Genomic DNA, 24,491 nt, shown 5'->3' on the forward strand with positions numbered 1-24,491 from the left:
CCCGTCGCTCTTGTTTGCCGATACATGATGGAGATGGAGGGTTACGGCAAGTGAGAAGCGACACAGAAGCTGCCAATCTCCCCACGAGGGCGCCAGCAATGAAATAGGTCAAGACAGATGTCGATTTCGGGGAGGCTCATTCGTCTCACGATAGGAAGCCAAGGAAATTTGCCCAGGCAAGGAAACGGACGCGATGACAATCACTATCACAGCATTTGAACGATCGCCCGATGGCGGCAAGGGACTGGCGCGTGATACGCGCGTTCGCTGGGCGCTCGAAGAAGTGGGGCAGCCGTATGAGGTTCGTCTTGTTTCCTTCGCAGAGATGAAGGCGCCTGAACATCTGGCGATCCATCCCTTCGGCCAGATCCCCACCTATGAGGAAGGTTCTCTCTCGCTGTTCGAGACCGGCTCGATCGTCTTTCATCTTGCTGAGCAGCATGCGGGATTGCTGCCGAAGGATCGCAATGCCCGCGCGCGTGCGATCACGTGGATGTTTGCCGCACTTAACACCGTCGAACCACCGATCCTCGAATTAACGACGGCAAGAATATTCGAACGTGACAAGCCTTGGAGCGAGGAGCGCTTGCCGTTGGTAAAGGACCGTGTTCGCGCTCGGCTGGACAAACTCTCGGCCCACTTGGGCGTCGCCGACTGGCTCGATGATACGTTCAGCGCAGGCGATTTATTGATGGTGTCAGTGCTGCTGCGACTGAGAATGTCAGGCATTTTGGACGAATATCAAAACTTGGCTGCCTATGTAGCGCGCGGGGAAGCACGGCCGGCTTATATCCGGGCTTTCGCCGCGCAATTTGCGATCAACGCAGAGGGGGCGTGAAGATTAGCCAGCATTGAACTAACCAAATGGAAGCGAGCCCGAAGCGCGCGCGCTCTCCTTTGGCGACGCCAGTCAAGAAAGCTGGTACGTCTCCCGTATTCGAGGGGACGCCATGTCGATCAACATCTATGTCTACTGGGGGCGAGGAGAAAGGACGCCGAAGAGCTGGTCCCGCAGCTGCAGGCGCATTTCCGGGCCTTGGACGAAGCCGACGACAGGTTCGCGAGGTGGGCCCGCGCGGCAGATCGCTCAAAAAAGCAATCGCCTCCAAGCCGGTCAACACCTCGTCGTGCGAGGTTCTCCATCGCTGGCTGTTAAAGGGCCGGAACAAGACGGACATGCCTCGGAGACAGCCCGTTCCTGAACTGGGATACAATGTGTCGCTGTGGAACCAGCGCCAGGCAAATACAGAGGCGTCCACATCAGTCCATTGCAGTTCCTGGTCCAAATATCTGTCGGAAGACAGCCAGAACAATGCTTCGCTGGAGTTTAGCTACATAGCTGGAGCCGAACCGGTGAATACAAAGGTTTTGCTCGGCCTATTTCTCAAGTTCATTGATATCTGGGAACCCAGTTGGGGTTCGATCTGGCGGCACGTTCATGAGGGACATCCAGCCGGGGCGCGTTGGAACCCAAGACATGTTCAATATGCCTTCTTCCAGTCACCGGGAGGACGCGGGCACGATGAACGATTTATGGGACAGCAGCAGACCCTCCCCAAGGGCGGTCGCCTCTGGACGGACGAAACGGCGGTGCCTTTCCTGGAAGAGACGTAAGTGCCCGGTATTCCGCTGCCGTCCTTGCAAGACGCTGTTGCCCATGCGAAGAGCCCGTGAAGCGACAGCCTATTTCCCCACTGCTGAATGACGATGGCGCAGAGAATCACAATCGCTTGGCGAGTAACGCTTTGTTATCTGGCCGGACTGACAGAAAGTCTTTTGGTCTTCGCATTTTTGGGAGCCCCGCACCGCAAGGTGGCGACGCAAGATCTCCTGTGGGCCTTCGCTCTTGAGCTGGCCGTGGGCGTGGTCGTCTCTTGGCCCCTCTGGCTGACCGCCGCTGTCGTCGCGTTCGTTTTCTCAAGATCAGTCGTTGCAAATCCAGGTCTGTGGGCTGCCGCGGCGGCGTTGATCGCCGCCGGCTTCTCGTATGGGACCCTGCCCTTCGACGGTGAGATCAGGTCTCTTGCCACCGTCGGAGGCCTCGCCGCAATTCTGGCAGGGATTTCTTTTTATTGTTGGAGTGTATCGCGCCCGGTTCCCCCGGCATCCAACTGAAAACACCCTCATCGCGCGCTTGCCTTGCGGGGCAAAACCGTTCATGCGAAGAGCCCGCACGCGAATGAAACCAGCGACAGGCAAGCGCAACAGATGAGCAGGCGCCGGAAATGAGCAAGCGCAAGAACGGGCTCACCTATGCCGAAGCGGGCGTCGACATCGACGCCGGCAATCTCATGGTCGAGAAGATCAAGCCGCTGGTGCGCGCCACCCGCCGGCCGGGCGCCGATGGCGAGATCGGCGGCTTCGGCGGTTTGTTCGACCTCAAGGCCGCCGGCTTCACCGATCCCGTGCTGGTGGCCGCCAACGACGGCGTCGGCACCAAGCTGAAGATCGCCATCGATGCCGGCAAGCACGATACGATCGGCATCGACCTCGTCGCCATGTGCGTCAACGACATCGTCGTGCAAGGCGCCGAGCCGCTGTTCTTCCTCGACTATTTCGCCACCGGCAAGCTCGATCCCGACCAGGGTGCCTCGATTGTCGGCGGCATTGCCGCCGGCTGCCGGCAGGCCGGTTGCGCGCTGATCGGCGGCGAGACGGCGGAGATGCCCGGCATGTATCACGACAAGGATTATGACCTTGCCGGCTTTGCCGTCGGTGCCGCCGAACGCGGCCAGTTGCTGCCGACCGACGACATCGTCGAGGGCGACGTGCTGCTCGGCCTTGCCTCGTCGGGCCTGCATTCGAACGGCTTTTCGCTGGTCCGTCGCATCGTCGCCGTAAGCGGCCTTGGCTGGGGCGATCCGGCGCCGTTCAATGACGAGGCGACGCTGGCCGAGGCGCTGCTCGAACCTACCCGCATCTACGTCAAGTCGATCCTCAAGGCGATCCGCAACACCCACGGCATCAAGGCGCTGGCCCATATCACCGGCGGCGGCTTTCCCGAAAACATCCCGCGCGTTCTGCCCAAGGATTTTTCGGCCGAGCTCGATCTCGGCGCCATCGAGGTGCCGCCGGTGTTCTCATGGCTGGCCAAGACCGGCGGCGTCGCGCCGGAAGAGATGATGCGGACCTTCAATTGCGGCATCGGCATGATCCTGGTCGTCGCCTCCGGCCAGGCGGCGCAGGTCGCTGCCGTTCTGCAGGAGGCCGGCGAGACGGTGACGCCGATCGGCCAGATCGTGCCGCGCCGCGATGCCGGCGTCATCTATCGGGGCTCGATTGGCCTATGAGGAAACGGACGGTCGTACTGATCTCGGGGCGCGGCTCCAACATGACGGCGCTGGTTGCGGCGGCGAGCAACCCGGCCTATCCGGCCGAGATCGTCGGCGTCATCTCCGACCGCGCCAATGCCGCCGGCCTTGGCATCGTCGCGGCGCGCGGCATCGCCACCAGAGTGATTTCGCGCTCCGACCATGCCAGCAAGCAAGCGCATGACGAGGCGATCGATGCGGCCCTCTTGTCGTTCGGCGCCGAGATCGTCGCGCTGGCCGGCTACATGCGCATCCTCGGCGCGCGCTTCGTGGAGAAGTGGCAGGGCCGCATGATCAATATCCACCCTGCCCTGCTGCCTGCCTTCAAGGGGCTGGATACGCATGCGCGGGCCCTCCGCGCAGGCATGCGCATCCATGGCTGCACGGTGCATTTCGTCACGCTCGACATGGATGACGGGCCGATCATCGCCCAGGCCGCCGTGCCGGTGATGGTCGGCGACAATGAGGACACGCTGGCCGCGCGCGTGCTCAAGGCCGAGCACCAACTTTATCCGCTGGCGTTGGGCCTTGTCGCCGAAGGCAAGGCGCGGATGGAAGGCGGCCGCACGGTGTTTTCGCGCTTCGCCGACGATGCCGACAACGCCACGTCGGTGGTGATCGCGCCCGACCCGCTGCGCGAAGAGACCGATCTCGAGCACCTGGCGCGGATCACGCCGTGAGGGTCAGTTCTTGAATTTGGTAGCAAATTTTGCTACCGTTTTCGTGAGGAGACGGCTTGATGGCGACAGTCGAAAAAGTCAGCGTAGCGCTTTCCCCGGAACTGCTGGACATGGTCAAAGGCGCGGTGGCCAGCGGGCAGTACGGTTCGGCAAGTGAAGTGATCCGCGAGGCACTGCGCGAATGGCGGCTTCGCCAGCCCTTGCGCGAGGCCGAAGCGGAGCGGTTGCGGAAAGCCTGGACGGAAGGGCTGGAGAGCGGTCCGTTTGCGCCGTTCGACATCGAGGACATAAAACAGAAAGCCCGCAGCCGGTTGGGCAACACCAGCAAAAACCGGCGGAATGGCTGACATCCGCATTGTCCGCAGCCCGGCGGCAGAAGACGACCTGATCGATATTTGGTTTGGCATTGCAAGGGACAACCCGCTTGCCGCGGACCGCTTTTTGGATGCTATTGCCGTGCGCATCGTGCAATTGGGCACATTCCCGGGATCCGGTCCCAAGAGGCCCGACATCGCTGCCGAGGTGCGGGCGTTGACGATCGGCAACTATCTCGTGCTTTATCGCCTGGCCGAACAGCGCGTCGAGATCGTCCGCGCCGTACACGGCGCCCGCGACGCTTCGGCACTGTTTTGATAGATTGCGGACAAGCAAATGGACGTTTTCGACAGCGCGATCCGGACAAAGCGTGATCTGGCCGGCGTCTTCGAGTACGACGCGGCGGACGATCCGAAAAGTGCCACGGCATATTTTTATCTCTGTCGGATCGAGGACGGAGGAGTAGGTCCCGTCGTCGGTGCAATTCACGTTCGATCGGGCGATTGGGCCATCACTGAAGCAGACATTTTGGTCAGATGGGATAAAGATGAACGGCATGTAGGCCTGTTCATCTTTGGTGCGCTTTGGGCGAGTTTTGATACCGCCATGGGCACAAAACATGGCGGCGGCTATGGGAAAGACTTTCAGCCCGACATCCCTTGGACTTGAGTTGAATCCATGAAGCAACTGCTGCTCCTGCGTCACGCCAAGTCGAGTTGGGACGATCCCAACCTCATCGACTTCGACCGGCCGCTGTCCGCGCGCGGGCTGAAGGCAGCACCACTGGTCGGGCGCGAACTGGCCCGGCGCGGCTGGCTGCCGGAGCTGGCGCTGGTGTCGCCGGCGCTGCGCACCCGCGACACGTGGCGGCTGGTCTCGGCGGAATTGCCGGCTAAGGTGCAGGCCAAATTTTCCCAGGCGCTCTACGAGGCAGCGGCGGCGGACATCCTCGCCAAGGTGCGGCAAGTAAAGGCGGGGACTGGAACGCTGCTGGTGCTTGGTCACAATCCCGGGCTGGAGGAGTTCGCGCGCGGGGTTGCCGGGGCTGGATCGGACCAAGCGGCGCTGAAGAAGCTGGCGGAAAAATACCCCACCGCGGGCCTGGCTCGGTTCGACGTCGACGGCGATTGGACCGGTCTCACCTTCGGCAGCGCCCGACTGACGCACTGCATTTGGCCGAAGGATCTTCGCTAGCGACTGCCTGACAGGCCGGGGGATCGCCGACCTTTCGACCAAACCCGGCTTCGCGCAAACAAAAGCGGCGGGCCAAGCCCGCCCCTCTTCGTGCTCCTGGGTTTGAGGATCTATCGGCCCCAGTTGCCCCGGCCAGATTGGGGCACTACGGGTTGATCCGCGCCGAACCGGGTCGTCGCCTCGGTGTCGACGGCGTTGTGCTCGGCCGTCAGCGGCTTGCGGATGGAACCAGTAAACCCGTTGTCGATGCTGCCGACAGGCGCGTTGCCAACAGGCGCGGCCGGCTGGTTGACGCTGTCCGAGCCATAGTGATCACTGCCTGCAAAGGCGCTGCCCGTGGCGACGAGGACGATGGTGGCGACGGTAAGAGCAATCTTGGTCATTTCAGGTACTCCAGTGTACTGGTCATTCGTGAGTTGTCGTTGCTTTCGACGCATTCGAGATGAGAGCGCTGTCCGCGGGACGAATACGCACCCGGCTTTTTCCGATGTGCACGTTGCTGGACGATTTCAGCAACCGAGATTGTGGCTACAGATGAAACCTGCAAATCAAAGTATTCGATTGGCGCAGGATGCTATTCGGCGCACACGCCCGTTGATACGCGAAAGCAAGAGTAGCGGGCCAAGCCCGCCGCTCTTTGTGTTGCAGGCCGTTATAATCAGCGGCCCCAGATGCCTTGGCCGGATTCAGGCGCCACCGACTCGGGGGTTATCTTGGCACCGGTATGCTCGGAAGTAACTGGCTTGCGGATCGAACCGGTGAAGGTGTTGTCGACGTTGGCAGCAGCAGCGGCCGGCTGGTTGACGTTGTCCGAGCCATAATGGTCGCTGCCGGCAAAAGCAGTGCCGGTGGCAACGAGGATGGCGGCGGCGGTAAGAGCGAGCTTGGTCATTTCGGGTACTCCGGTAGTTCTCTGGTCTGTCCGTCAAGTGGCGTGCCTCGGGAGGAATTCGCGTCGCTCGGACCACCCCGAGATGGGTCGGCAAGTCTGTCGTTTCCAATCACAAAAATTTTGTGCCGGTGCGCCAAATTGGCCGCTTGAAATCCGGCATAAGGTCCCCTTCTGCCACAATCTTCTGTTTTATTTTCAATTAGTTACGCGGTCAGTGGTAATTTGCCGCGCGAACATTCTTTGAGCCGGCGTTCACCCTTTCCTGTATGCTCTGGCACCAGAACCGAACCGTTCCGTTCGAGTTCTTTTACGTTTGGCTGATCAGCGCTTTCAGAGGCTCGATCGACATTCCTGCCGACGGGCGCCATGAAAATCACGCTGCCAGCTCAGCGCCGGCGGTGTCGTGCTTGGGCCGCGCGCTGGCCAGAAGCACGACCGGGCAGTTGCAGGCGGCTAAAACAGCGCCGGCGGTTTCACCGAAGAACAGGTCCTCACCCGGACGTTGGGTGACGCCCATCACGACGATCGCCGCTCCTTTGGCCGCCTCCCGGGTGATCGCCTTGTCGGGTGTGACGCGGGTATGGAACGCTGTGTCGATATGCAGGCCGTAGCGGCCCGCCAGATCGGCGATGTCTTTCAGCACGGCCTCTTCGCGGCTATGTGACACCGATGTCGACCTGCGGCCCTTGGCTGCCTTTTGCGAGACGTAGAGAACCTTGATCCGCGCCCGGTTTGGACGCGCCAGCGCCAGCGCCAGGTCGGCGGCGCGACGCGCCACCTGGGTACCGTTGACGGGGACGAGAATGCTGGTGCCGGCTTTCAGCGTCGGCATCTTTTCGCCAGCATTGCCGCCGTTCAGGACCAGGCAAAGCGGGCCGTCAAATCCTGCGGCAATGTCGTTGAGGGCCGGCGCGAAGGCGCCATCGGCGGTCAGCACATTGTCCAGGCCGACCAGCAACAGGCCGTATCCCTTGCGGGCCTCTTCGGCAATCGTCTCACCCGTGGCATCCAATTCGGTGCGGGCTGTCAGATGGACTTTGTCGACAAGCGTATCTTCGATCCGTTTCACCGCCTGAGCGCTCTTTTTTGCACCCTTTTTGATTTCCTGGAGGGCGCGCTCCTGTCCCTTGCTGTCGGTCGGCCTGTCAACTCGGCCGTCTTTCGGCTGAAGCAAGGTGGTGGGCAGGCGAAGCAAGGTGGTGGGCATGCCGCTGCCTCCGCCGACCAGTCCGGCGAGATATGCGGTGAACTTGCCGATCCTGCTGTCGTCGACCAGCACCAGCAGCCTCTCCAGCCTGGAAATGAAGCCGTATTCGTCCAACGCCTCGCGCTCGACACGCTGCTGCTCGTCGTGCCCAACCGGCAGCCGGCCGAGCGCCCAGCGCAGCATCGGCGGCATGGCCAAGGTGGTGATCACGGCCATGGTGACGATCATGGTGAAGAGATTGTGCGACAGGATGTTCATCGACAGGCCGATGCTGGCGACGATCACCTCGGTCGAGCCGCGTGCGTTCATGGCACTGCCGACGGCGATTGCTTCCTTGAGCGACATGGCGGCGAGCTTGGCGCCGATGAACGCGCCGCCAAACTTGCCGATGCTGGCGATGATCACGAGAGCGCCCGTCAGCATGGCAAGGGTTGGATCGGCGAGCACTGTGAGATCGGCGGAAAGCCCCGCCATGCCGAAGAAGATCGGCATGAACAGCGCGGTGATGACGCCGCGCAGCTGACCTTCGATATGGCTGGAGAGGATGGGCGATTCCCCGACCAGGATGCCGGCGACGAACGCCCCCAGCACGGTATGGACGCCTATCAGATTTGTGATCAGCGCCATCGCTCCCATGATGATGAGGATCATGGTGATCACCGCAAACTCGCTGCGGAATTGATCGTTGGTCCAGCGGATCAAGGTGAAGACAAGACGGCGGCCAATGGTGAAGGAGAACACCATGAACAGTGCCACCGCGGCGATGGTGGTCACCAGCGGCGCGAACTGTAGCTTGCCATTGGTGGCGATGCCGAAGGTTACGGCGATGACCAGCCAGCCGATCGTGTCCTCGATGATCGCCGAGGAAATAATCACCTGTCCGAGGTTGCGGCGCATGAAGTTCATCTCGCGCACCACCATGGCGACGACCTTGACCGACGAGATCGACAGCGCCGTGCCCAGGAACAGCCCGGCGACGGTGCGCTGCGTGGGGTCAGCCAGCAATGCGTCCGGCAGGAACTGCGCCAGCGCAAAACCGAAGATGAAGGGCACCACGACGCCGGTAGCCGAAATGGAAAAACAGGCCGCGCCAACCCGGCGCACCAGCCGCAGGTCCGTCTCCATGCCGGTCAGCAAAAGCAGCATCAGGATGCCGAGCTGCGAGACGGCGTCGATCATGCCCTTTTGCGCAGGATCACTGGGAAAGATCAGGTGCTGGGCCGACGGCCACAGCCAGCCGAACAGCGAAGGACCGAGCAGGATGCCGCCGATCAGTTGGCCCATGATTGCCGGCTGGCCATAACGCTGCAGCACTTCGCCCAGGCCGCGCCCGACAAGCAGCAGAAGCACGATCTCGGCGACGAAAGCGCCTTCGCCCGAACCACCCATGCCGGAGGCCCGGGTACCGGCAACGAGCGTCTGCGCTGCCCAGGCCGCCCCCGCGGGGACGAAAGCGCAAACCAGCAGCGCCAGGCTGGAACGTGTCGGAGCCTGCCAAGCCATGAGACCCCCATCGCCCAATGCACGTGTCCAACAACGCGCGACAGGGCGTTGCGTTGCTAGACAGGGTGTTGCGTTGCTAGACGTGGACGTCACCGAAGGAGAGTTCGCCGTCGTCGCTCTCTGTCAGAAATGCTGTCACCAGCAGGCCCGCATAGAGGACGGCGACCAGCACGACGATGACGGCGCCCGGAATTGGACCCAAGGCAGCACTGGCGACCGCCTCACGCATCGACCCGACGAAGCCGATGCGGACACCTTCGGTCAGAAGACTGGGGGTCGACAGTTTGAGGATCCAGGCCAGCAGCAGGATCAGCAGCATGTAGATGTAATTGCGACGCAGGCGGCGCGCCAAAGCCATGCGTTGCGAAATCAGGAATTTCGGCGCGCGCAGGCTCTCGCCGACGATCAACAGCCAATCGGACGCGAAGTCCGGCTGCGGCGAGAATATCTGCGCGAAATAGTGCCGTTCGAACTGGCGCACGCGAGCCCGGTAGAAGTCGAAGAAGCGATATCGGCGGGCCTCTATCCACAGCAGCAGCAGAACAAGCAGCATGGCAAACAGCAGCACGCCATGGTGAGCGCTGGCTGTCGAAAGCGAAACGGACAGCATTGCTGCGACAACGGTTATCGCCCAGTTGCTCGTCCGGTCCAGGCGGTCACGCCACCCAGCCATGCGCGCAATCTCGGCGCGATGAAAGTGGGACATCGTGGTTACGAGTTCGCCGGACGACAGTGTCCTTCCGATGGGATCCGGCGCCGGCAACACTTCTGCCATGACAATGCCTCCACCCGCCACGCGAAAACGGCCGGATGGAGATATCGTTCCGACGCTCAATCCGCCGGGCGCAGCCAGACCTTGTTGTCGTGGAAGGCGGCGCCGCCATAGGGCGCCGGCGCATCGGCGCCGGTCAGCACGTTGATGCCCTCGCCGCGCTCATGGGCGCTGTTCGGCCAGATGCCTTCGGCGACGACGACGCCGCGCTTGATGCCGTCGAACAGCTTTGCGTGCAGCACCACCTCGCCACGCTGGTTGCCGACTTCGACACGGCCGCCGTCGGCGACGCCGAGTGCCGCCGCATCATCGGGATGCAAGAGCAGCTCCGGCCGGCGCTCTTTTGCCTGCGATACCGGCGTTTCGGCAAAGGTCGAATTGAGGAAATTGCGCGCCGGCGAGGTGGTCAGCCGGAACGGGTGCGCCTCGTCCGCCACTTCGATCAGGTCGACATGGTCGGGGAATTCCGGCAGGCTCGCCACCGGCCCGAACAGGCCCATGCTTTTCGGTGGCCGGTTGGGCGCGGCCTGGCCCGTCCAGTCGGCGCGAAAATGGAACTTCTTGTCGGCATGGCCGAAGCCGTCGAGGAAATGCGCGGCCGCGAAATCCGGCTGCAAATCGACCCATTTCTGCTCTTTCAGGCTCGAAAAGCTGCCCAGCCCGCGCTTGCCCAGAATGATGTCGATATGCTGCTGCTCGGTCATGCCGAAGCCAGGACGATCGGCGACACCGAGCCTTTTGCCGAGCTCCTCGATGACGAAATGGTTGGTGCGCGGACCTTCCGGCGGGTCGATCAGCTTCGGCCCGAGTGTGATGTGCTGGTTGCCGCCACCCTTGTAGACGTCGTCATGCTCGAGAAACATCGTCGCCGGCAGCACCACATCAGCGAGCTTGGCGGTGTCGGTCATGAACTGCTCGTGCACGCAGGAAAACAGATCATCGCGCAGAAAACCTTGCTTCACCAGCCGCTGCTCCGGCGCGACATTCACCGGATTGGTGTTCTGGATCAGCAGCGCCGTCACCGGCGGGCCGCCATAGAGCGCATCCTCAGCCCCGGTCAGCACCGGGCCGATGCGCGAATGATCGAGATGACGGATCGCGGGGTCGCGCATCCGTGTGCCTTCGAGCAGTTCCTGGTTGAGCTTGAAGATGCCCGAATTGGAATGGAAGGCGCCGCCGCCCTCATATTGCCAGCAGCCGGTAACCGCGGCGATCGCGGCCGCGGCGTGCATGTTGACCGAACCGTTGCGCTGCCGCGAAAAACCGTAGCCGAGGCGAAAGTAGGTCTTCTTCGTCGTGCCGACGAGACGGGCGAAGGCCTCGATTTCGTCGACGGAAAGCCCGGTGATGTCTGCGGCCCATTGCGGCGTCCGCGTATTAAGATGCGCTTCCAGACCGTGCGGATCGTCGGTGTATTTTTCCAGATAGGCGCGGTCGGCCATGCCGTCACGGAACAGCACGTGCATCACCGCGCAGGCCAGCGCGCCGTCGGTGCCGGGCTTCAGCACCAGGCCGAGATCGGCCTGCTTCATCGTTGCATTTTCGTAGACGTCGATGACGACGATCTTGGCGCCGCGTTCCTTGCGCGCCTTGATGGCGTGGGTCATGACGTTGACCTGCGTGACCACGGCGTTGGTGCCCCAGATCACCACGCAGTCGGACTTTGCCATTTCGCGCGGGTCGGGGCCGCGCAGCGCGCCGGCGCCCATCATCCAGCCGGTCCAGGCCAGATTGGTGCAGATCGAACCGAAGAAGCCGGAATATTTTTTGGCGTGCCTGAGCCGCTCTATGCCGTCGCGCTGCACCAGCCCCATCGTGCCGGCATAGTAATAGGGCCAGACCGTCTCCGAGCCGTATTTTGCCTCCGCCGCGATGAATTTTTCAGCGACCAGATCGAGCGCCACCTCCCAGCTCGCTTCCTTCCAGGCGCCGTCGCCCTTGGCGCCGGCCCGCACCAGCGGCTTCAGCAGGCGGTCGGGATGATGGACGCGATCGGCGTAACGGGCGACCTTGGCGCAGATGACGCCGGCCGTATAGCTGTTGGCCTTGGCGCCATGGACGCGGCCGATGCGCCTGGCGTCGAGCAGCTCGACCTCGAGCGCGCAGGTCGACGGGCAATCATGCGGGCAGGCCGAATGGCCGATTTTGAGCTTGGCATACTGATTCATGGGTGCAAACTAGCCGTTTATGGCGGCGGCGTGTAGGGCCAGTTACCCGCCATCAATGCGCTTGAGCAAGGCGTTGTAGGCGCCGCATTTCGGGCAATGTATGTGGCGCTCGACATGCGATGATCCGGCTCCGGCGTCGATGACCAGCAGATTGCCGTCTCCACACTCAGGGCATTTTACGACAGCTTCGGAATTGACAACCAAAACCTTGGCAGCTTCGATCCAAAGTTTTGTCGACATCGTCCTACTCCGCCGTGCCTTCCTCGTACTCCGCCGACATCGACAGCCATTTTTCCTCATGGCCGGCCAGCTGTTGCGCAAGTTGTGAGCGCTCCTTGGCCAGCCTTGTCGCGGTCGACGGGTCCTTTTCGTAGACGGCCGGGTTGGCGAGTTCGTCCTCGATCAGGTCGATGCGCTTGCGGAGGCGGTCCATCAGCGCTTCGGTGGCGCGGATTTCCTTGGCCAGCGGCTCGAAGGCTGCGCGGCGCGCGGCTGCGTCGCGGCGGCGGTCGGCCTTCGAGGCTTTGTCCGCCTCGCGCTTGCCGCGGCGGTCGCCGGAGACGCCGGTGACCAGCGTCTTATAATCCTCGAGATCGCCGTCATACGGATTAACCGCGCCGTCCTTGACCAGCCACAGCCGGTCGGCGGTCGCTTCGAGCAGATGGCGGTCGTGCGAGATCAGGATGACCGCGCCGGGAAAATCGTTCAGCGCATGGATCAGCGATTCACGGCTGTCGATATCAAGATGGTTGGTCGGCTCGTCGAGGATGAAAAGGTTCGGCCCCTCGAAGGCCGACAGGCCCATCAGGAGCCGCGCCTTCTCGCCGCCGGACAGATCCTTGGCCGCGGTATTCATCTTTTCGGTGGTCAGGCCGAACTGGGCGACGCGGCCGCGCACCTTGGATTCCGGCGCGTCCGGCATCAGCCGGCGGACGTGTTCATAGGCGTTTTCATCGGGCCTGAGGTCGTCGAGCTGGTGCTGGGCGAAGATTGCCACCTTCAGCCCGGGCGCCACGGTCATGGAGCCGGTCTCCGGCTGCAGCCGGCTGGCCAAAAGCTTGGCGAAGGTCGACTTGCCGTTGCCGTTGGCGCCGAGCAGCGCGATGCGGTCGTCGGCATCGATGCGCAGCGTCATCTTCTTCAGGATCGGCGCACCCTCGACATAGCCGACATTGACGTTGTTCAGCGCAATGATCGGCGAGGCCACCGTCTTCATCGGCTCCGGAAAGGAGAACGGCCGCACCGTGTCGTTCACGATCGCGGCGATCGGCTTCATCTTCTCCAGCGCCTTGATGCGGGACTGCGCCTGCCTCGCCTTCGATGCCTTGGCGCGGAAGCGCTCGACGAAGGATTCCATGTGCTTGCGCGCGGCTTCCTGCTTGACGCGGCCCTTCTCCTGCAATTCACGCTGCTCGGTGTATTGGCGCTCGAACTGATCGTAGCCGCCGCGCCAGAAGGTCAGCTTCTTCTGGTCGAGATGGACGATCGAATTAACGGCGCGGTTGAGCAGGTCGCGATCGTGCGAAATCAGCAGCACGGTATGCGGATATTTCGACACGTAGTTTTCCAGCCACAGCGTGCCTTCGAGGTCGAGATAATTGGTCGGCTCGTCGAGCAGCAGCAGATCGGGCTCGGCAAACAACACGGCGGCCAGCGCGACGCGCATGCGCCAGCCACCGGAGAAGGACGAGGCCGGGCGCCGCTGCGCGGCATCGTCGAAGCCGAGGCCGGCGAGAATGGTGGCCGCGCGTGACTCGGCCGAGTGCGCATCGATATCGGCCAGCCGCATGTGGATGTCGGCGATGCGGTGCGGATCGGCCGCCGTCTTTTCCTCTTCGAGCAGCGCACTCCGTTCGAGGTCGGCCTTGAGCACGATCTCGATCAGCGGCTCCTCGGTGCCCGGCGCTTCCTGCGCCACCTGGCCGATGCGCGTGTTCTTGGGCAGGCTGATCGAGCCGGTCTCGGAGGCGAGGTCGCCGGTGATCGCCTTGAACAGGGTCGTCTTGCCGGTGCCGTTGCGGCCGACAAGGCCAGCCTTGCTACCGGCCGGCAAGGTCAGTGAGGCATGGTCGAGAAGCAGGCGTCCGGCCATGCGGAGCGAAAGGTCGTTGATGATCAGCATGGCCGGGCTTTTGCACGGGACAACCATGCTTCGCAAGGGCTTGAGCCCCGGTTCGCCGCATAAGCCGCGAAAACCGACAAAGCTGGTGATGTCGACCCCGCGCGCCGCGACTTCCCGCAAAACGCAAAAAGAACCCGCTATCCTGAGGGGGGACAAGGAGAGCGGGCTCTTTCGTGAACGGCGGCCTTGGGAGCGTCCGATCGACATCCAAACACGCAGCAGCCTGGTTTGTTCCATGGGAAGAACGAACTATGTGATGAACAAACGCTGCTGTGGCCGGCAGGTTTGTCCACAGGGGTGTGCCGTCTGTACGCTATCGACCATGACGCTGCGGAAAGACTCGGCTATCCTTGGATGTGCGGCGGGCCTGATCTCCGCCTGGCCGGCGCCATCAGCTTCCTCCCAAGCGGCGCCGGCCACCTTCCTTGACCGGCGCCGCTTGCCCGATCGACGCCATTTGAGGCGGTCATTGTTTCGGCGGCGTGCCGGGCTGATCGCCGCCGGTCGTCGATTTCGGCACCGGATTCTTGTCGACCTGCGGGTTCTGATCGACCGTGTCGCCAGGGGCCTTGGTCGGCTGGATATTGTTGTCGCAACCCGCAACAGTCAGAGCTGCCATAAGCAGCAGGATTGAGCGCTTTTTCATCGCAGTCTCCTCTCGCCCGACAACGAGGCGTCGGCGATTTGGTTGCGCGTTCCTGCAGTCGCCAAGGGGCCTGGGAACAAAATGCCGCGTCTCCGGTTGCTCCACAATCAATGGAGGATGGCATGATCCGTCTGCTCATCGCCGGGGCAATCGTCTATGTTGCCTATCGCGTCGCCAAGAAAGTGATCGATGAGGTGCCCGACGATTTCGATCCGCTGCTGTTGCCACCGCCACAGGACGATCGCGAGGCGCTACGGCGGCAATCGGCAAGGATGGGCGTCGAGCCCGAGCGTTAGTCGACAAGCCTGCCCGCAAGGCTTCTTCGCTCACGGGGCCTATTCCGGCTCCGCAAACCGTTGCGAACAAAGCAGAAACGATGCTTGATGGGCGATGAACCTCGCCGCCCGTGATTCGTCCTTCCAGCCGGCCTATCTGGCGAAGCTCAACGCCGAGCAGAGGCTTGCCGTCGAACATGGCGACGGCAAGATCGCCGGGCCGTTGCTGGTGATTGCCGGCGCCGGCTCCGGCAAGACCAACACGCTGGCGCACCGGGTCGCGCATCTGATCGTCAGGGGTGCCGACCCGCGCCGCATCCTTTTGATGACATTTTCGCGCCATGCCGCAGCGGAAATGGCCAAGCGGGTCGAGCGCATCGCCGGCGAGGTGCTGGGGCGCGATGCCTCGGTGATTACCGATGCGCTGAGCTGGGCCGGCACGTTCCACGGCATCGGCGCCAGGCTGCTGCGCGATTATGCGCTGGAGATCGGTCTCGATCCGGCCTTCACCATCCACGATCGCGAGGATTCCGCCGACCTGATGAACCTCGCCCGCCACGAGCTTGGGTTTTCGAAGACCGAAGCCCGCTTCCCGACCAAGGGCACCTGCCTTGCGATCTATTCGCGCGCCGTCAACGCACAGGCGGCGCTCGGCGAGGTGCTGGGTTCGGTGTTCCCGTGGTGCGCCGGCTGGGCCGAACAGCTGAAGCAATTATTCGCACGATATGTCGAGGCCAAGCAGGCGCAGAATGTGCTCGATTACGACGACCTGCTGCTCTACTGGGCGCAGATGGCCGGCGAGCCGGAAATCGCCGCGCATCTGGGTGCGCGTTTCGACCATGTGCTGGTCGATGAATACCAGGACACCAACCGGCTGCAGGCATCGATCCTGACGGCGCTCAAGCCCGACGGATCTGGGCTGACGGTGGTCGGCGACGACGCGCAGTCGATCTATTCGTTCCGCGCCGCGGAAGTGCGCAATATCCTGGATTTTCCCAAGCAGTTCGCGCAGCCGGCGGAAGTCGTCATGTTGGAGCGCAATTACCGCTCGACCGAGACCATCCTGGCGGCCGCCAATGCGGTAATCGGCGAAGCGTCGGAACGTTTCACCAAAAATCTCTGGACCGAGCGCAAATCTGCGGAAAAGCCGAAGCTGGTCAGCGTGCGCGACGAGACCGAGCAGGCGAGCTATGTCTGCCAGGCGATACTCACCGAACGCGAGGCCGGCACTGTTCTCAAATCACAGGCGGTGCTGTTTCGCGCCTCGCACCATAGCGGCCCGCTGGAGATCGAGCTGACGCGCCGCAACATCCCCTTCGTCAAGTTCGGCGGGCTGAAATTTCTCGATGCAGCACACGTCAAGGACTTGCTGGCCGTACTGCGCTTTGCCGAAAACCCGCGCGACCGCGTCGCCGGCTTTCGCGTGCTGCAACTTCTGCCGGGCATCGGCCCTTCGGCCGCCAATGCGATCGTCGAGACCATGGCAAATTCGCTCGACGAGACGATGGGGCTTGCCCGCTATCGGCCGCCGCAGCGTGCCGCCGACGACTGGCCGGGTTTTGTCGCGCTCTATAGCGGCCTGCGCGCCGGCGCGCAAAAATGGCCGGCCGACATCGAACAGGTCAGGCTCTGGTACGAGCCGCATCTGGAACGTATCCACGAGGATGCAACGACGCGCCGGGCCGATCTCCTGCAGCTCGAGCAGATCGCTTCCGGCTATGCGTCGCGCGAGCGCTTCCTCACCGAGCTGACACTCGATCCGCCGGACGCGACCAGCGACGAGGCTGGCCCGCCGCACCGCGACGAGGATTATCTGATCCTGTCGACGATCCATTCGGCCAAGGGCCAGGAGTGGAAGAACGTCTTCGTGCTCAACACCGTCGACGGCTGCATCCCGATCGATCTCGGCGTCGGCAGCAAGGAGGACGTCGACGAGGAGCGGCGGCTGCTCTACGTGGCGATGACGCGGGCCAAGGACAGCCTGCACATGGTCATGCCGCATCGCTTTTTCGTCCACGGGCAGGCGGCGCGCGGCGACCGCCATGTCTATGCCTCGCGCACGCGCTTCATCCCGCGCTCGATCCTCGGCGCCTTCGAGCAGGTGGCATGGGCCAGCGTCCAGGCCCCGGACGATCCGCGCCGCCAGCCGCAGGTACGTGTCGACCTCGGCGCCCGCATGCGCGGCATGTGGAAATAGGCACCTGCCTCGACGTCGGCGCTGCTCGCCCGGCGACCGCTCCCGGAGCCGGCGAAAAAAACAATCCCGGCAACATGGAACCTCGCGCCGTGATCCGCGTTTCTGCCCGACCCCCAGACCGGAGAACGGCGTCCGCCGTGACCTCCGCCCATTCGAGAGGCCAGAATGCACGACAGGACGTTTTCCACCCCGGTCGCCCTAACTGTTGGCGCCGGCTACAAGCGTACGATCGCTTCGTTCTCCGAGATGCACGAATTCCTGACCGAGTTCCCGCCTTCGCGCCGCCGGCTGAGCTATGGCGCCGCGGTGAAGGCCTGCGAGGCGGCACGTGCCGGCGAGATCTCGGCCGAAGCGGCACGCGACGCCCTGATCACCTTTGCCGTAACGGCAGGCATCCTCTGGCCGGCCGCCCAGCCGGCGGTCTCGGTCAAGCCGGTCGCCCGGGGCCTCGGCGGCTACGCCGCCTGACAGAAACGACCATCAATGGACCGTCATCGGGCCGCCGCCCCGCGGGTCGCCCGCTGCCGCGGTTTCGAAACTGACCTGATCGCGGCCGTTCGATTTGGCCTTGTAAAGGTGCTTGTCCGCCACCACGAACATCTCGGCGTAGGTGGTCGGCCCGCTGAAGGCGACGCCGCCGATGCTGACCGAGAGAGGACAGGGCCGGCCGCCAGGCGAGAACTCCGCCTCACGGACGCGCCGGCGAATTGTCTCCGCCACCAGCCAGGACTGCGAAGGATCTGCGCCGGGAAGGAAAACCGCAAATTCCTCGCCGCCGATCCGGCCGACGATGTCGGCGCCGCGCAGCTGGCCCTGGATTGTCCTGGCGATCAGCTTGAGCGCCTGGTCTCCGCAGTCGTGGCCGAGGCGGTCGTTGACGGATTTGAAATGGTCGGCATCGACGATCAGCAAGGCTCCGGCATTTACGACGGAATGGCTGCGGGCCTGTTCGAGATAGGCCTCGACGAGCATGGAAAATGCACCCCGGTTGAATACCGCCGTCAGGCTGTCGGTCGCCGCGACGACGGCCAGTACCTTCTGCGCGATCGCCAGCTGGCGCATTTTCCACATGAGGAAGAAGAAGAACGAGCTGGCCAGGACAAGCGGCAGCAGCAGGTCTGTGAGCTGCGCCCGCCACAGCGCTTCCGGCGACAAATATGGGAAATTGAAGGAATCGACGAGGAATGCGGCTGCAATGCAGACCGCCGTGCCCGCGACGGTAACGGCCACGACCCTGCCCCAGCTCGTCGAGGACAAATCGATCTGCATGCTTTTGCTCCTGCTTCAGCAGGCTACCTTGAAGCAACAGCGCAAACGAAGTCCTAAGACTTTGCTTTCAATTCGATCGCAGTCGAAGCGAACCAGCCGTCGAGATGGCGGCCAGATAAGAAGATCGGTCCTAAATCAGCTGCCGTCTGATGCTCATCCGCGTTACCGCGGTCACAAGAATGGCGCCGATCATGAAATAGATGGTCGCGACAATGTCGCCCTGGTGGAAATAATAACCGGAGTTGAGAAGCGCCAGGACCACGGCGAAGAACGCCACGAGGCGCAAGGGTTCATTGGGCATGCGTGCCAATTCTCGCTGTTGCTGCTGAATGCTGCTGAAGCGGCCGCCCTCACGACCATCCGCTCCATAAAATGTTTCGGCGCGTTTTGCAATCTCGGCAGATTGTCCTCTATCCACCGTCCGCGTCACCAGCCGCCCCAGATTCAGGCGAAAGCCCTGCCCTCCTCGCTGCGCTGGAACATCGTCAGGTCCAGTCCGAGGCTTGGCTTGCCCAGAATGGTCAGGATCGCATGCGCCTGGCCGCGGTGGTGGGTCTGGTGGTTGAAGAAGTGGTCGAGCGCCGGCGCCAGCCGCTGAGAGACGGTGCGCATATCCGAGACGGTCATGTAGGAGAAGCGGCCCGACAGCGCCTTGTCGCTCAGGCCGTCGACCCAGTCGATGATCCGTTTGTCCTCGGCCTCGCGCGCCAGCCGCAAGCCTGGCAAGGCGCGGTGCAGGACCGTGTCGAGCCTTGCCGGCGCGTCGCCCTCGCCGGTGAAGCGTTTCATCCAGATACGGTCGGCTGCCAGGAGGTGGTTGAGCGTTCCCATCATCGAACCGAAGAAGACGCCGACATTGCGGTCGAACTCTTCCTCGTCGAGATCGGCGGCGGCATCGTAGATGCGGCCGTTGGCCCATTGATTGTAGGCCGCAAACATCCTGAAATGCTGTTTCATTTTCTCCCGACCTGCGAGACCCCCTGCGCGGGTCCGTTTCGGGCATAGTTAGACTGCAAGGACGCTGCCGCCAATGACCATTCTGCTCTATGACCTTGTCGGACGCGATGCCGCCCGCCCATTCAGCCCACATTGCTGGAAGGCGGCGATGGCGCTGGCCCACAAAGGGCTCGACATCACCAGCGTGCCGACCCGTTTCGTCGAAGTGCCGAAGGTGGAAGGCGGCGTCTCGAAGCTCGTTCCGGTGATCCGCGACGGCGAGACGGTGGTCGCCGATTCCTTCGCCATCGCGCTCTATCTCGAGGAGACCTATCCCGAGCGGCCGACGTTGTTTTCCGGCGACGGCGGCAAGGCGACGGCGCGCTCATCGAACGCTGGTCGCAGCTGACCATCCATCCCTACGTCACCACCGCTGCGATACTGGACCTGCACGCTATGCAGGACGAGGCGAACGCCGCCTATTTCCGGCAGAACCGCGAGCAGCGCTTCGGCAAGCGCCTGGAGGCGGTTTACGCCACCCGCGACGCTGGGCTCGCCGGCTTCCGCGCCTCGCTGGAGCCGCTCCGCTCGATGCTTGGCTATCAGCCCTTCATCGGCGGCCCGTCGCCGCTGTTTGCCGACTACATCGTTTTCGGCGCGCTGCAATGGGCGCGCATCGCCACGCCCTACCGGCTGCTCGACGACAGCGATGTCGTGGCGCAATGGTTCGAACGATGCCTCGATCTGCATGGCGGCCTCGGCCGCACGGTTGCGGCCGCAGCGATCTCCCCGCTCGAGAGTTGAAATCGGCAGTTTTCATCGGCGGCGCCACATTTTGTTCTTGCTTTGTGCCGGCAGCTATGCTACTAATTTGGGTATGGTGATGATTCGCACCGACGCCCGCCCGGCTTGCCGAGGCGGGTTTTGTTTTGCCGATCGAGGTCCAACGGCGTAGATCGCGGCGATGCCGTCCGGCCTTTAGCTGAAAGTTGCCAGCCGGCGAAATGCGACAATGCGGGTAGACGAAGTGTCGCTCGAAGCGCCTCATCAGCGCCTGGATCGAAGCAAACAAGACGAACATCCGGCGAACCGGGCAATCACAACAAAGGCAGCGCGCCATGACCGCAAACCCAGAGTTCCCGGCCGATTTTCGCGCTGCGCTCGCCAACCTCTTCCTGTGGCGGCGCGACGTCAGGCGGTTCAAGCCGACGCCGCTCCCCGATGGAGCGCTGGAGCGGCTGCTCGAGCTTGCCAGCGCCGCACCGTCCGTCGGGCTGAGCCAGCCCTGGCGCTTCGTCGTCGCCGAGAGCGCAGCATGCCGCGCCGCCGTCAGGGCCTGCTTCGAGCGCTGCAACGCGGAGGCACTCCAAAGCTTTTGCGGTGAACGCGCCGCCCTGTATTCGCGCCTGAAGCTTGCCGGCCTGAATGAGGCGCCCTGCCAGCTTGCGGTTTTCGCCGACCGCGCAACCGAGCAAGGGCATGGGCTCGGCCGCCAGACCATGCCAGCCACCATAGACTATTCGGCTGTCATGGCGGTCCACACGATGTGGCTGGCGGCGCGAGCCGAAGGAATAGGCATGGGCTGGGTCTCGATCCTCGATCCGGCGGAGATGGCGACGATCCTGGACGTGCCGCCGGAGTGGACGCTGATCGGTTACTTCTGCATCGGCTATCCCTCGGAGGAACACAGCGTGCCGGAACTGGAACGGGAAGGCTGGGAAACCCGGCGGCCGTCTATCGTGACAAGGCGGTAGTGGAATGGCGGCGCTGCGCGGGGAAGAATGACTCCTCCCTGCAGGGCTGTGGATGTCATGGATGGTTTCGCCGATCGTCAGCATTGCCAGCAAGACACACCATGGCAAAGCCAGTCGTGACGGGCTTGACCACATGCAGGCCGAGATCTGGGTCTATCCGGGCAAGGGCGGCTGGCATTTCGTGACGCTGCCGCCGGAGCTTGGAGCCCGGATCAAGACGGCGATGGTGGGGATGGCAAGGCCCTGGGGCTCGCTTGGCGTGGAAGCCGTCATCGGCCAGACCAGATGGCGGACATCGCTGTTTCCCGACCAGAAATCCGGCAGCCTGCTCTTGCCGATCAAGACCGCGGTGCGGGTCCGCGAAGGCCTCGGGGCTGGCGACACGGCCAACCTGACGATCGAGATGCAGTTATGACGACGTTGTGTCAGGCTGACGACGACGCGCTATAGCCCAGTCGGTCGGATCCAAAGTGAGTACGGTTTCTGGAAAATCCGATGCTCAACAAAAAGATGAGCGGCGGCATGGTTCGACTTGAAAGTCCGCCGCCCCAGCGCAGAAATGCGCGCTGCGCCGGCCTCCCCTTGGCAAGCCGGCGGGCGGCTTGTATAGAGCCCGCCACCCTCAATTCCACTCTCCATCACAAGGACGATCCCATGGCGCTCGAACGCACTTTTTCCATGATCAAGCCGGACGCGACCCGTCGCAATCTCACCGGCGCTATCACCAAGATACTGGAAGATGCCGGCCTGCGCGTCGTCGCTTCGCGCCGGGTGTGGATGAGCCGCCGCGAGGCGGAAGGTTTCTATGCCGTCCACAAGGAGCGTCCGTTCTTCGGCGAGCTGGTCGAATCCATGTCGTCGGGCCCGACAGTCGTGCAGGTACTGGAAGGCGAGAACGCCATTGCCAAGAACCGCGAAGTGATGGGCGCCACCAATCCGGCAAGCGCCGCCGAAGGCACCATCCGCAAGCTGCACGCGCTGTCGATCGGCGAGAATTCCGTGCATGGTTCCGATGCGCCGGAAACCGCCGCGCAGGAGATCAAATACTGGTTCTCGGACACCGAGATCGTCGGCTGAGCCGGCATCCCGAACCCCATCAAGAAGGCCGGCACAACGCCGGCCTTTTTTGCTAAAGCGCGTCGCGTTCGACCGGCCTCCTGCGACGCGTGTCAGGTTTCTTGTCTTGATGCATATCGGTATCGCAAAACCGCTGCACAGTTTTGCGCGACATGCAGTAGCCGACATTTTCAGCTTCAGGCTCCTCGACGGGTCACGGGTGCGTTAAGCTCGGAGGGGCGGATCAAACGCGGTCCCGACAATGGAGCCGACCAGGCCATGACCAGCACCATTCCCGGTTTCTTCCAAGGCACCGAAATGCCAACCGGCGGCTGGTGGGAAGCGCTGTGGCCCGAGCCCGCCAGCGTCCTGGCGGCGGTCGGCATGAAGCCCGGCACGGACGTGGTCGATCTCTGCTGCGGCGACGGCTGGTTCACGCTGCCAATCGCCAGGGTCGCCCGTCATGTAATCGCCATCGACATCGATGCCGATCTGCTCGAAGTCGCCAGGCGGCGGCTGGCCGAAGGCGGCGCGGGCAATTGCGAGTTTTTGGCGGGCGACGCCTATGAGCTTGCCGGGCTGGTGCCTCAAACCGTCGACTTCGTCCTTATCGCCAACGCTTTCCACGGCGTTCCGGATCGGCCGCGACTTGCCCGCGCCGTGCGCGCGACGCTTGGCCCTGCCGGTCGTTTTGCCATCGTCAACTGGCACCAGTATCCGCGCGAGCAAACCACGGTCCTGGGCGAGCCGCGCGGGCCAAAGACCGAGCTGAGGCTGTCACCCGAACAGACCACCGCGTCGGTGGAAGCGAGCGGGTTCAAGCTCGCCGAGCTGGTTGATGTGCCGCCCTATCACTATGGCGCGGTATTCAAACTCGCGACGAATTGAGAATATCGCATGAGATGCGGCATCGTCGCCCGATACATGTCGCCCGCCGCCCCCTAGCGGCGGGTTCTGCCGGTCTATTTCGCCTGGCGTTCCTTCACGTTCGCATGTTCATTCGCCGCTGGCGTGTCGGTAGACGGGGTCTTGGTCTCTTCACCTGAAAACGGGCTGCCCTGCCCCGGTGCGAGATCGCCGCTATGGCCGGCCTTGTTGGTCTGGAACGGTTGGCTGTCCGCTTTGAGACCGTGGTCAAGAGCATTGACGAGATGGTCGTCCGCCTTGGCAAGGCCGGTAAAGGCAAGGAGCGATGCACCGGTGGCGGCAAGGATAAGCGTGTGCGTTTTCATGTCTGGACTCCTTTGAGTTAAGGCCAGAACGAGCCGCAGCCATTCTGGCGGCTTCAACGAAGGGACAAACGTCCCTTTTGCCTTACCCGCCATTCATGAAGAACTAACGCGCCCCCTGCCCGGCCTATTCCCGCTGAAACACAACGTGATCGGCATGCGGCTGCCGCGCGGGCCAATCGGCGCGGACTAAGCGCTAGCTCGCGGCGTTGAAGCGCAGGATGTCGCGGCCGTCTCTGTCGGCGATGACAAGCTTGCCGGCGTCGACGTGGTAGGATGCTGCTTTGGCCAGCGCCTCGAACAGCGCCTTTTCCTCGGCCATGACCTGAGGCGCGCAGGCCTTGAAGGTCGAGCCGATGTCGCTGACAGCGATCGTCGAGCCGTTTATCCTGGCGGTGGCGAAATAGACGTTGCAAGGGCCGCTGCCGCCGGCCTTGCCGGCTTCGCTGATGCGGAATGTCGCCCGTGGCTCGGCAATCACGCCGATGCCGTCGATATATTCGACCAGCCAACTTTGGCCGAACACGGAGGCTGCCGTCGGCTCGTCGCCCGGCGCCGCCATTTTCAGCATGATGGTCTGTGGCGCGTCGCTGAGCGGGTCGACCTGGAGGCGCGTATCGGTGACGAATAGCAGCCGGTCATCGACAGTGATGCGCGCCTGCAGCGCGTAGGTCATATCAGGCCGGATCACCTGCGGATCGAAGCTGATCTCGAACTTGATCGGCACCTGGCCGGCCGGCACCACCTTGCGCTCACCGATGATTGCGGCCGGCGCGTCGGCCAGCGACACGTCGGCAAGCTGCACGGAAAGCACGGCATTGGGCGGCAGCGCGATGCGCTCGCGATACATCACCTCGCCCTTGAGGGTCTTTTCGGCAGCCGCGGAACGATCCGGGACGGCCAGGATGCCGACGGCCAGCGGCACCAGTCCGAAGATGAAGAACTCGGCGATCCTGTCCAGCATG

29 protein-coding genes and 1 pseudogene are annotated in these 24,491 nt (G+C 63.1%); 17 read left to right on the forward strand and 13 right to left on the reverse strand.

From position 1 onward, the window contains the following. The first annotated feature begins 193 nt into the window (after positions 1-193). From NKH04_RS17710 to NKH04_RS17750, 9 genes are all read left to right on the forward strand, one after another. Positions 194-838, forward strand: a complete 645-nt coding sequence (locus NKH04_RS17710; RefSeq protein WP_352786016.1) for a glutathione S-transferase family protein — start codon at positions 194-196, stop codon at positions 836-838. A 227-nt stretch (positions 839-1,065) separates the two neighbouring features. Beyond that, entirely contained in the window at positions 1,066-1,614 is a 549-nt protein-coding gene (locus tag NKH04_RS17715) for a hypothetical protein (protein WP_353044674.1), read from the forward strand. Positions 1,615-1,701: 87 nt separating this feature from the next. After that, positions 1,702-2,115 (forward strand): hypothetical protein, encoded by a 414-nt coding sequence (locus tag NKH04_RS17720; protein WP_352771148.1) that lies wholly within the window; start codon positions 1,702-1,704, stop codon positions 2,113-2,115. A gap of 110 nt (positions 2,116-2,225) precedes the next feature. Beyond that, positions 2,226-3,290 (forward strand): phosphoribosylformylglycinamidine cyclo-ligase, encoded by a 1,065-nt coding sequence (gene purM, locus NKH04_RS17725; RefSeq protein WP_352472623.1) that lies wholly within the window; start codon positions 2,226-2,228, stop codon positions 3,288-3,290. Then, positions 3,287-3,991 (forward strand): phosphoribosylglycinamide formyltransferase, encoded by a 705-nt coding sequence (purN, locus tag NKH04_RS17730; RefSeq protein ID WP_353044675.1) that lies wholly within the window; start codon positions 3,287-3,289, stop codon positions 3,989-3,991. Before purM ends, purN begins: the two co-directional genes overlap by 4 nt. 59 nt (positions 3,992-4,050) lie before the next feature. Further along, positions 4,051-4,338, forward strand: coding sequence for a type II toxin-antitoxin system ParD family antitoxin (locus tag NKH04_RS17735; protein WP_352457662.1), 288 nt, complete (start codon positions 4,051-4,053; stop codon positions 4,336-4,338). Beyond that, on the forward strand, positions 4,331-4,624 hold the full coding sequence (locus NKH04_RS17740; RefSeq protein ID WP_353044676.1) for a type II toxin-antitoxin system RelE/ParE family toxin: 294 nt from the start codon (positions 4,331-4,333) through the stop codon (positions 4,622-4,624). Before NKH04_RS17735 ends, NKH04_RS17740 begins: the two co-directional genes overlap by 8 nt. Before the next feature lie 18 nt (positions 4,625-4,642). After that, positions 4,643-4,975 carry a hypothetical protein gene (locus tag NKH04_RS17745; RefSeq protein ID WP_352771139.1) on the forward strand — a complete coding sequence of 111 codons (333 nt, stop codon included), beginning with the start codon at positions 4,643-4,645 and terminating at the stop codon, positions 4,973-4,975. A gap of 9 nt (positions 4,976-4,984) precedes the next feature. Next, a complete protein-coding gene (locus NKH04_RS17750; RefSeq protein WP_352820239.1) occupies positions 4,985-5,500 on the forward strand; it encodes a SixA phosphatase family protein in 516 nt (171 codons plus the stop codon). Positions 5,501-5,610: 110 nt separating this feature from the next. Here the strand turns inward: NKH04_RS17750 and NKH04_RS17755 are convergent, their stop codons facing one another. The 8 genes from NKH04_RS17755 to NKH04_RS17790 all read right to left on the reverse strand — a co-directional run bounded on the left by NKH04_RS17755 (position 5,611) and on the right by NKH04_RS17790 (position 14,810). Next, a complete protein-coding gene (locus tag NKH04_RS17755; RefSeq protein WP_353044677.1) occupies positions 5,611-5,883 on the reverse strand; it encodes a DUF680 domain-containing protein in 273 nt (90 codons plus the stop codon). A 275-nt stretch (positions 5,884-6,158) separates the two neighbouring features. Beyond that, a complete protein-coding gene (locus tag NKH04_RS17760) occupies positions 6,159-6,392 on the reverse strand; it encodes a DUF680 domain-containing protein (RefSeq protein ID WP_353044678.1) in 234 nt (77 codons plus the stop codon). A gap of 373 nt (positions 6,393-6,765) precedes the next feature. After that, the gene (locus NKH04_RS17765) at positions 6,766-8,988 is read right to left on the reverse strand and encodes a cation:proton antiporter domain-containing protein (RefSeq protein ID WP_502913410.1); all 2,223 of its coding nucleotides are present in this window, start codon (positions 8,986-8,988) and stop codon (positions 6,766-6,768) included. A 190-nt stretch (positions 8,989-9,178) separates the two neighbouring features. Next, positions 9,179-9,877: a DUF2270 domain-containing protein gene (locus tag NKH04_RS17770; RefSeq protein WP_352472615.1), complete on the reverse strand. Its 699-nt coding sequence runs from the start codon at positions 9,875-9,877 to the stop codon at positions 9,179-9,181. A gap of 56 nt (positions 9,878-9,933) precedes the next feature. Then, entirely contained in the window at positions 9,934-12,042 is a 2,109-nt protein-coding gene (locus NKH04_RS17775) for a molybdopterin-containing oxidoreductase family protein (RefSeq protein WP_352541644.1), read from the reverse strand. 42 nt (positions 12,043-12,084) lie between these two features. Continuing rightward, entirely contained in the window at positions 12,085-12,282 is a 198-nt protein-coding gene (locus NKH04_RS17780) for a hypothetical protein (protein WP_352541645.1), read from the reverse strand. A gap of 4 nt (positions 12,283-12,286) precedes the next feature. Further along, the gene (locus NKH04_RS17785; RefSeq protein WP_353044680.1) at positions 12,287-14,164 is read right to left on the reverse strand and encodes an ABC-F family ATP-binding cassette domain-containing protein; all 1,878 of its coding nucleotides are present in this window, start codon (positions 14,162-14,164) and stop codon (positions 12,287-12,289) included. 466 nt (positions 14,165-14,630) lie between these two features. Next, a complete protein-coding gene (locus NKH04_RS17790) occupies positions 14,631-14,810 on the reverse strand; it encodes a hypothetical protein (protein WP_023677659.1) in 180 nt (59 codons plus the stop codon). 122 nt (positions 14,811-14,932) lie between these two features. Between NKH04_RS17790 and NKH04_RS17795 the strand changes: the two genes are divergently transcribed. The 3 genes from NKH04_RS17795 to NKH04_RS17805 all read left to right on the forward strand — a co-directional run bounded on the left by NKH04_RS17795 (position 14,933) and on the right by NKH04_RS17805 (position 17,750). Beyond that, the gene (locus tag NKH04_RS17795) at positions 14,933-15,106 is read left to right on the forward strand and encodes a hypothetical protein (RefSeq protein ID WP_023677660.1); all 174 of its coding nucleotides are present in this window, start codon (positions 14,933-14,935) and stop codon (positions 15,104-15,106) included. 94 nt (positions 15,107-15,200) lie between these two features. Then, complete coding sequence (locus NKH04_RS17800; RefSeq protein WP_353044681.1) at positions 15,201-17,282, forward strand: ATP-dependent helicase; 2,082 nt, start codon at positions 15,201-15,203, stop codon at positions 17,280-17,282. Between the two features lie 165 nt (positions 17,283-17,447). Then, the gene (locus tag NKH04_RS17805; RefSeq protein WP_352452964.1) at positions 17,448-17,750 is read left to right on the forward strand and encodes a DUF982 domain-containing protein; all 303 of its coding nucleotides are present in this window, start codon (positions 17,448-17,450) and stop codon (positions 17,748-17,750) included. A 12-nt stretch (positions 17,751-17,762) separates the two neighbouring features. Here NKH04_RS17805 and NKH04_RS17810 read toward each other — a convergent pair whose 3' ends face one another. The 3 genes from NKH04_RS17810 to NKH04_RS17820 all read right to left on the reverse strand — a co-directional run bounded on the left by NKH04_RS17810 (position 17,763) and on the right by NKH04_RS17820 (position 19,508). Further along, positions 17,763-18,551 (reverse strand): GGDEF domain-containing protein, encoded by a 789-nt coding sequence (locus tag NKH04_RS17810; protein WP_353044682.1) that lies wholly within the window; start codon positions 18,549-18,551, stop codon positions 17,763-17,765. A 130-nt stretch (positions 18,552-18,681) separates the two neighbouring features. Further along, positions 18,682-18,981, reverse strand: coding sequence for a hypothetical protein (locus NKH04_RS17815; RefSeq protein WP_352617699.1), 300 nt, complete (start codon positions 18,979-18,981; stop codon positions 18,682-18,684). 14 nt (positions 18,982-18,995) lie between these two features. Next, positions 18,996-19,508 (reverse strand): DinB family protein, encoded by a 513-nt coding sequence (locus tag NKH04_RS17820; protein ID WP_352472607.1) that lies wholly within the window; start codon positions 19,506-19,508, stop codon positions 18,996-18,998. A 73-nt stretch (positions 19,509-19,581) separates the two neighbouring features. On the opposite strand from NKH04_RS17820, the pseudogene NKH04_RS17825 reads away from it, so the two are divergent. The 5 genes and pseudogenes from NKH04_RS17825 to NKH04_RS17845 all read left to right on the forward strand — a co-directional run bounded on the left by NKH04_RS17825 (position 19,582) and on the right by NKH04_RS17845 (position 23,185). Further along, positions 19,582-20,291, forward strand: a pseudogene (locus tag NKH04_RS17825) (glutathione S-transferase family protein). A 314-nt stretch (positions 20,292-20,605) separates the two neighbouring features. Next, on the forward strand, positions 20,606-21,241 hold the full coding sequence (bluB, locus tag NKH04_RS17830; RefSeq protein ID WP_353044683.1) for a 5,6-dimethylbenzimidazole synthase: 636 nt from the start codon (positions 20,606-20,608) through the stop codon (positions 21,239-21,241). A 61-nt stretch (positions 21,242-21,302) separates the two neighbouring features. Continuing rightward, positions 21,303-21,656: a DUF1905 domain-containing protein gene (locus NKH04_RS17835; protein ID WP_353044684.1), complete on the forward strand. Its 354-nt coding sequence runs from the start codon at positions 21,303-21,305 to the stop codon at positions 21,654-21,656. A 239-nt stretch (positions 21,657-21,895) separates the two neighbouring features. After that, entirely contained in the window at positions 21,896-22,318 is a 423-nt protein-coding gene (gene ndk, locus NKH04_RS17840; protein WP_023677669.1) for a nucleoside-diphosphate kinase, read from the forward strand. A 258-nt stretch (positions 22,319-22,576) separates the two neighbouring features. Next, entirely contained in the window at positions 22,577-23,185 is a 609-nt protein-coding gene (locus NKH04_RS17845; RefSeq protein ID WP_352874345.1) for a class I SAM-dependent methyltransferase, read from the forward strand. A 74-nt stretch (positions 23,186-23,259) separates the two neighbouring features. On the opposite strand, the gene NKH04_RS17850 is transcribed toward NKH04_RS17845, so the two are convergent. Continuing rightward, complete coding sequence (locus NKH04_RS17850) at positions 23,260-23,529, reverse strand: hypothetical protein (RefSeq protein ID WP_352667151.1); 270 nt, start codon at positions 23,527-23,529, stop codon at positions 23,260-23,262. A 193-nt stretch (positions 23,530-23,722) separates the two neighbouring features. Continuing rightward, positions 23,723-24,490, reverse strand: coding sequence for a YbaY family lipoprotein (locus NKH04_RS17855; protein WP_353044685.1), 768 nt, complete (start codon positions 24,488-24,490; stop codon positions 23,723-23,725). Position 24,491: the final 1 nt, after the last annotated feature.

It is taken from the genome of Mesorhizobium sp. M1365, assembly GCF_040317865.1.
Lineage (GTDB): Bacteria > Pseudomonadota > Alphaproteobacteria > Rhizobiales > Rhizobiaceae > Mesorhizobium.

Coding starts and splice junctions, on each gene's coding strand:
- purM (WP_352472623.1), top strand. CDS start 2,226: ATGAGCAAGCGCAAGAACGGGCTCACCTATGCCGAAGCGGGCGTCGAC.
- NKH04_RS17795 (WP_023677660.1), top strand. CDS start 14,933: ATGATCCGTCTGCTCATCGCCGGGGCAATCGTCTATGTTGCCTATCGC.
- NKH04_RS17790 (WP_023677659.1), bottom strand. CDS start 14,810: ATGAAAAAGCGCTCAATCCTGCTGCTTATGGCAGCTCTGACTGTTGCG.
- NKH04_RS17710 (WP_352786016.1), top strand. CDS start 194: ATGACAATCACTATCACAGCATTTGAACGATCGCCCGATGGCGGCAAG.
- NKH04_RS17785 (WP_353044680.1), bottom strand. CDS start 14,164: ATGCTGATCATCAACGACCTTTCGCTCCGCATGGCCGGACGCCTGCTT.
- ndk (WP_023677669.1), top strand. CDS start 21,896: ATGGCGCTCGAACGCACTTTTTCCATGATCAAGCCGGACGCGACCCGT.
- NKH04_RS17720 (WP_352771148.1), top strand. CDS start 1,702: ATGACGATGGCGCAGAGAATCACAATCGCTTGGCGAGTAACGCTTTGT.
- NKH04_RS17775 (WP_352541644.1), bottom strand. CDS start 12,042: ATGAATCAGTATGCCAAGCTCAAAATCGGCCATTCGGCCTGCCCGCAT.
- purN (WP_353044675.1), top strand. CDS start 3,287: ATGAGGAAACGGACGGTCGTACTGATCTCGGGGCGCGGCTCCAACATG.
- NKH04_RS17735 (WP_352457662.1), top strand. CDS start 4,051: ATGGCGACAGTCGAAAAAGTCAGCGTAGCGCTTTCCCCGGAACTGCTG.
- NKH04_RS17755 (WP_353044677.1), bottom strand. CDS start 5,883: ATGACCAAGATTGCTCTTACCGTCGCCACCATCGTCCTCGTCGCCACG.
- NKH04_RS17835 (WP_353044684.1), top strand. CDS start 21,303: ATGGTTTCGCCGATCGTCAGCATTGCCAGCAAGACACACCATGGCAAA.
- NKH04_RS17765 (WP_502913410.1), bottom strand. CDS start 8,988: ATGGGTGGTTCGGGCGAAGGCGCTTTCGTCGCCGAGATCGTGCTTCTG.
- NKH04_RS17845 (WP_352874345.1), top strand. CDS start 22,577: ATGACCAGCACCATTCCCGGTTTCTTCCAAGGCACCGAAATGCCAACC.
- NKH04_RS17750 (WP_352820239.1), top strand. CDS start 4,985: ATGAAGCAACTGCTGCTCCTGCGTCACGCCAAGTCGAGTTGGGACGAT.
- NKH04_RS17805 (WP_352452964.1), top strand. CDS start 17,448: ATGCACGACAGGACGTTTTCCACCCCGGTCGCCCTAACTGTTGGCGCC.
- bluB (WP_353044683.1), top strand. CDS start 20,606: ATGACCGCAAACCCAGAGTTCCCGGCCGATTTTCGCGCTGCGCTCGCC.
- NKH04_RS17810 (WP_353044682.1), bottom strand. CDS start 18,551: ATGCAGATCGATTTGTCCTCGACGAGCTGGGGCAGGGTCGTGGCCGTT.
- NKH04_RS17820 (WP_352472607.1), bottom strand. CDS start 19,508: ATGAAACAGCATTTCAGGATGTTTGCGGCCTACAATCAATGGGCCAAC.
- NKH04_RS17780 (WP_352541645.1), bottom strand. CDS start 12,282: ATGTCGACAAAACTTTGGATCGAAGCTGCCAAGGTTTTGGTTGTCAAT.
- NKH04_RS17740 (WP_353044676.1), top strand. CDS start 4,331: ATGGCTGACATCCGCATTGTCCGCAGCCCGGCGGCAGAAGACGACCTG.
- NKH04_RS17850 (WP_352667151.1), bottom strand. CDS start 23,529: ATGAAAACGCACACGCTTATCCTTGCCGCCACCGGTGCATCGCTCCTT.
- NKH04_RS17770 (WP_352472615.1), bottom strand. CDS start 9,877: ATGGCAGAAGTGTTGCCGGCGCCGGATCCCATCGGAAGGACACTGTCG.
- NKH04_RS17800 (WP_353044681.1), top strand. CDS start 15,201: ATGAACCTCGCCGCCCGTGATTCGTCCTTCCAGCCGGCCTATCTGGCG.
- NKH04_RS17855 (WP_353044685.1), bottom strand. CDS start 24,490: ATGCTGGACAGGATCGCCGAGTTCTTCATCTTCGGACTGGTGCCGCTG.
- NKH04_RS17760 (WP_353044678.1), bottom strand. CDS start 6,392: ATGACCAAGCTCGCTCTTACCGCCGCCGCCATCCTCGTTGCCACCGGC.
- NKH04_RS17745 (WP_352771139.1), top strand. CDS start 4,643: ATGGACGTTTTCGACAGCGCGATCCGGACAAAGCGTGATCTGGCCGGC.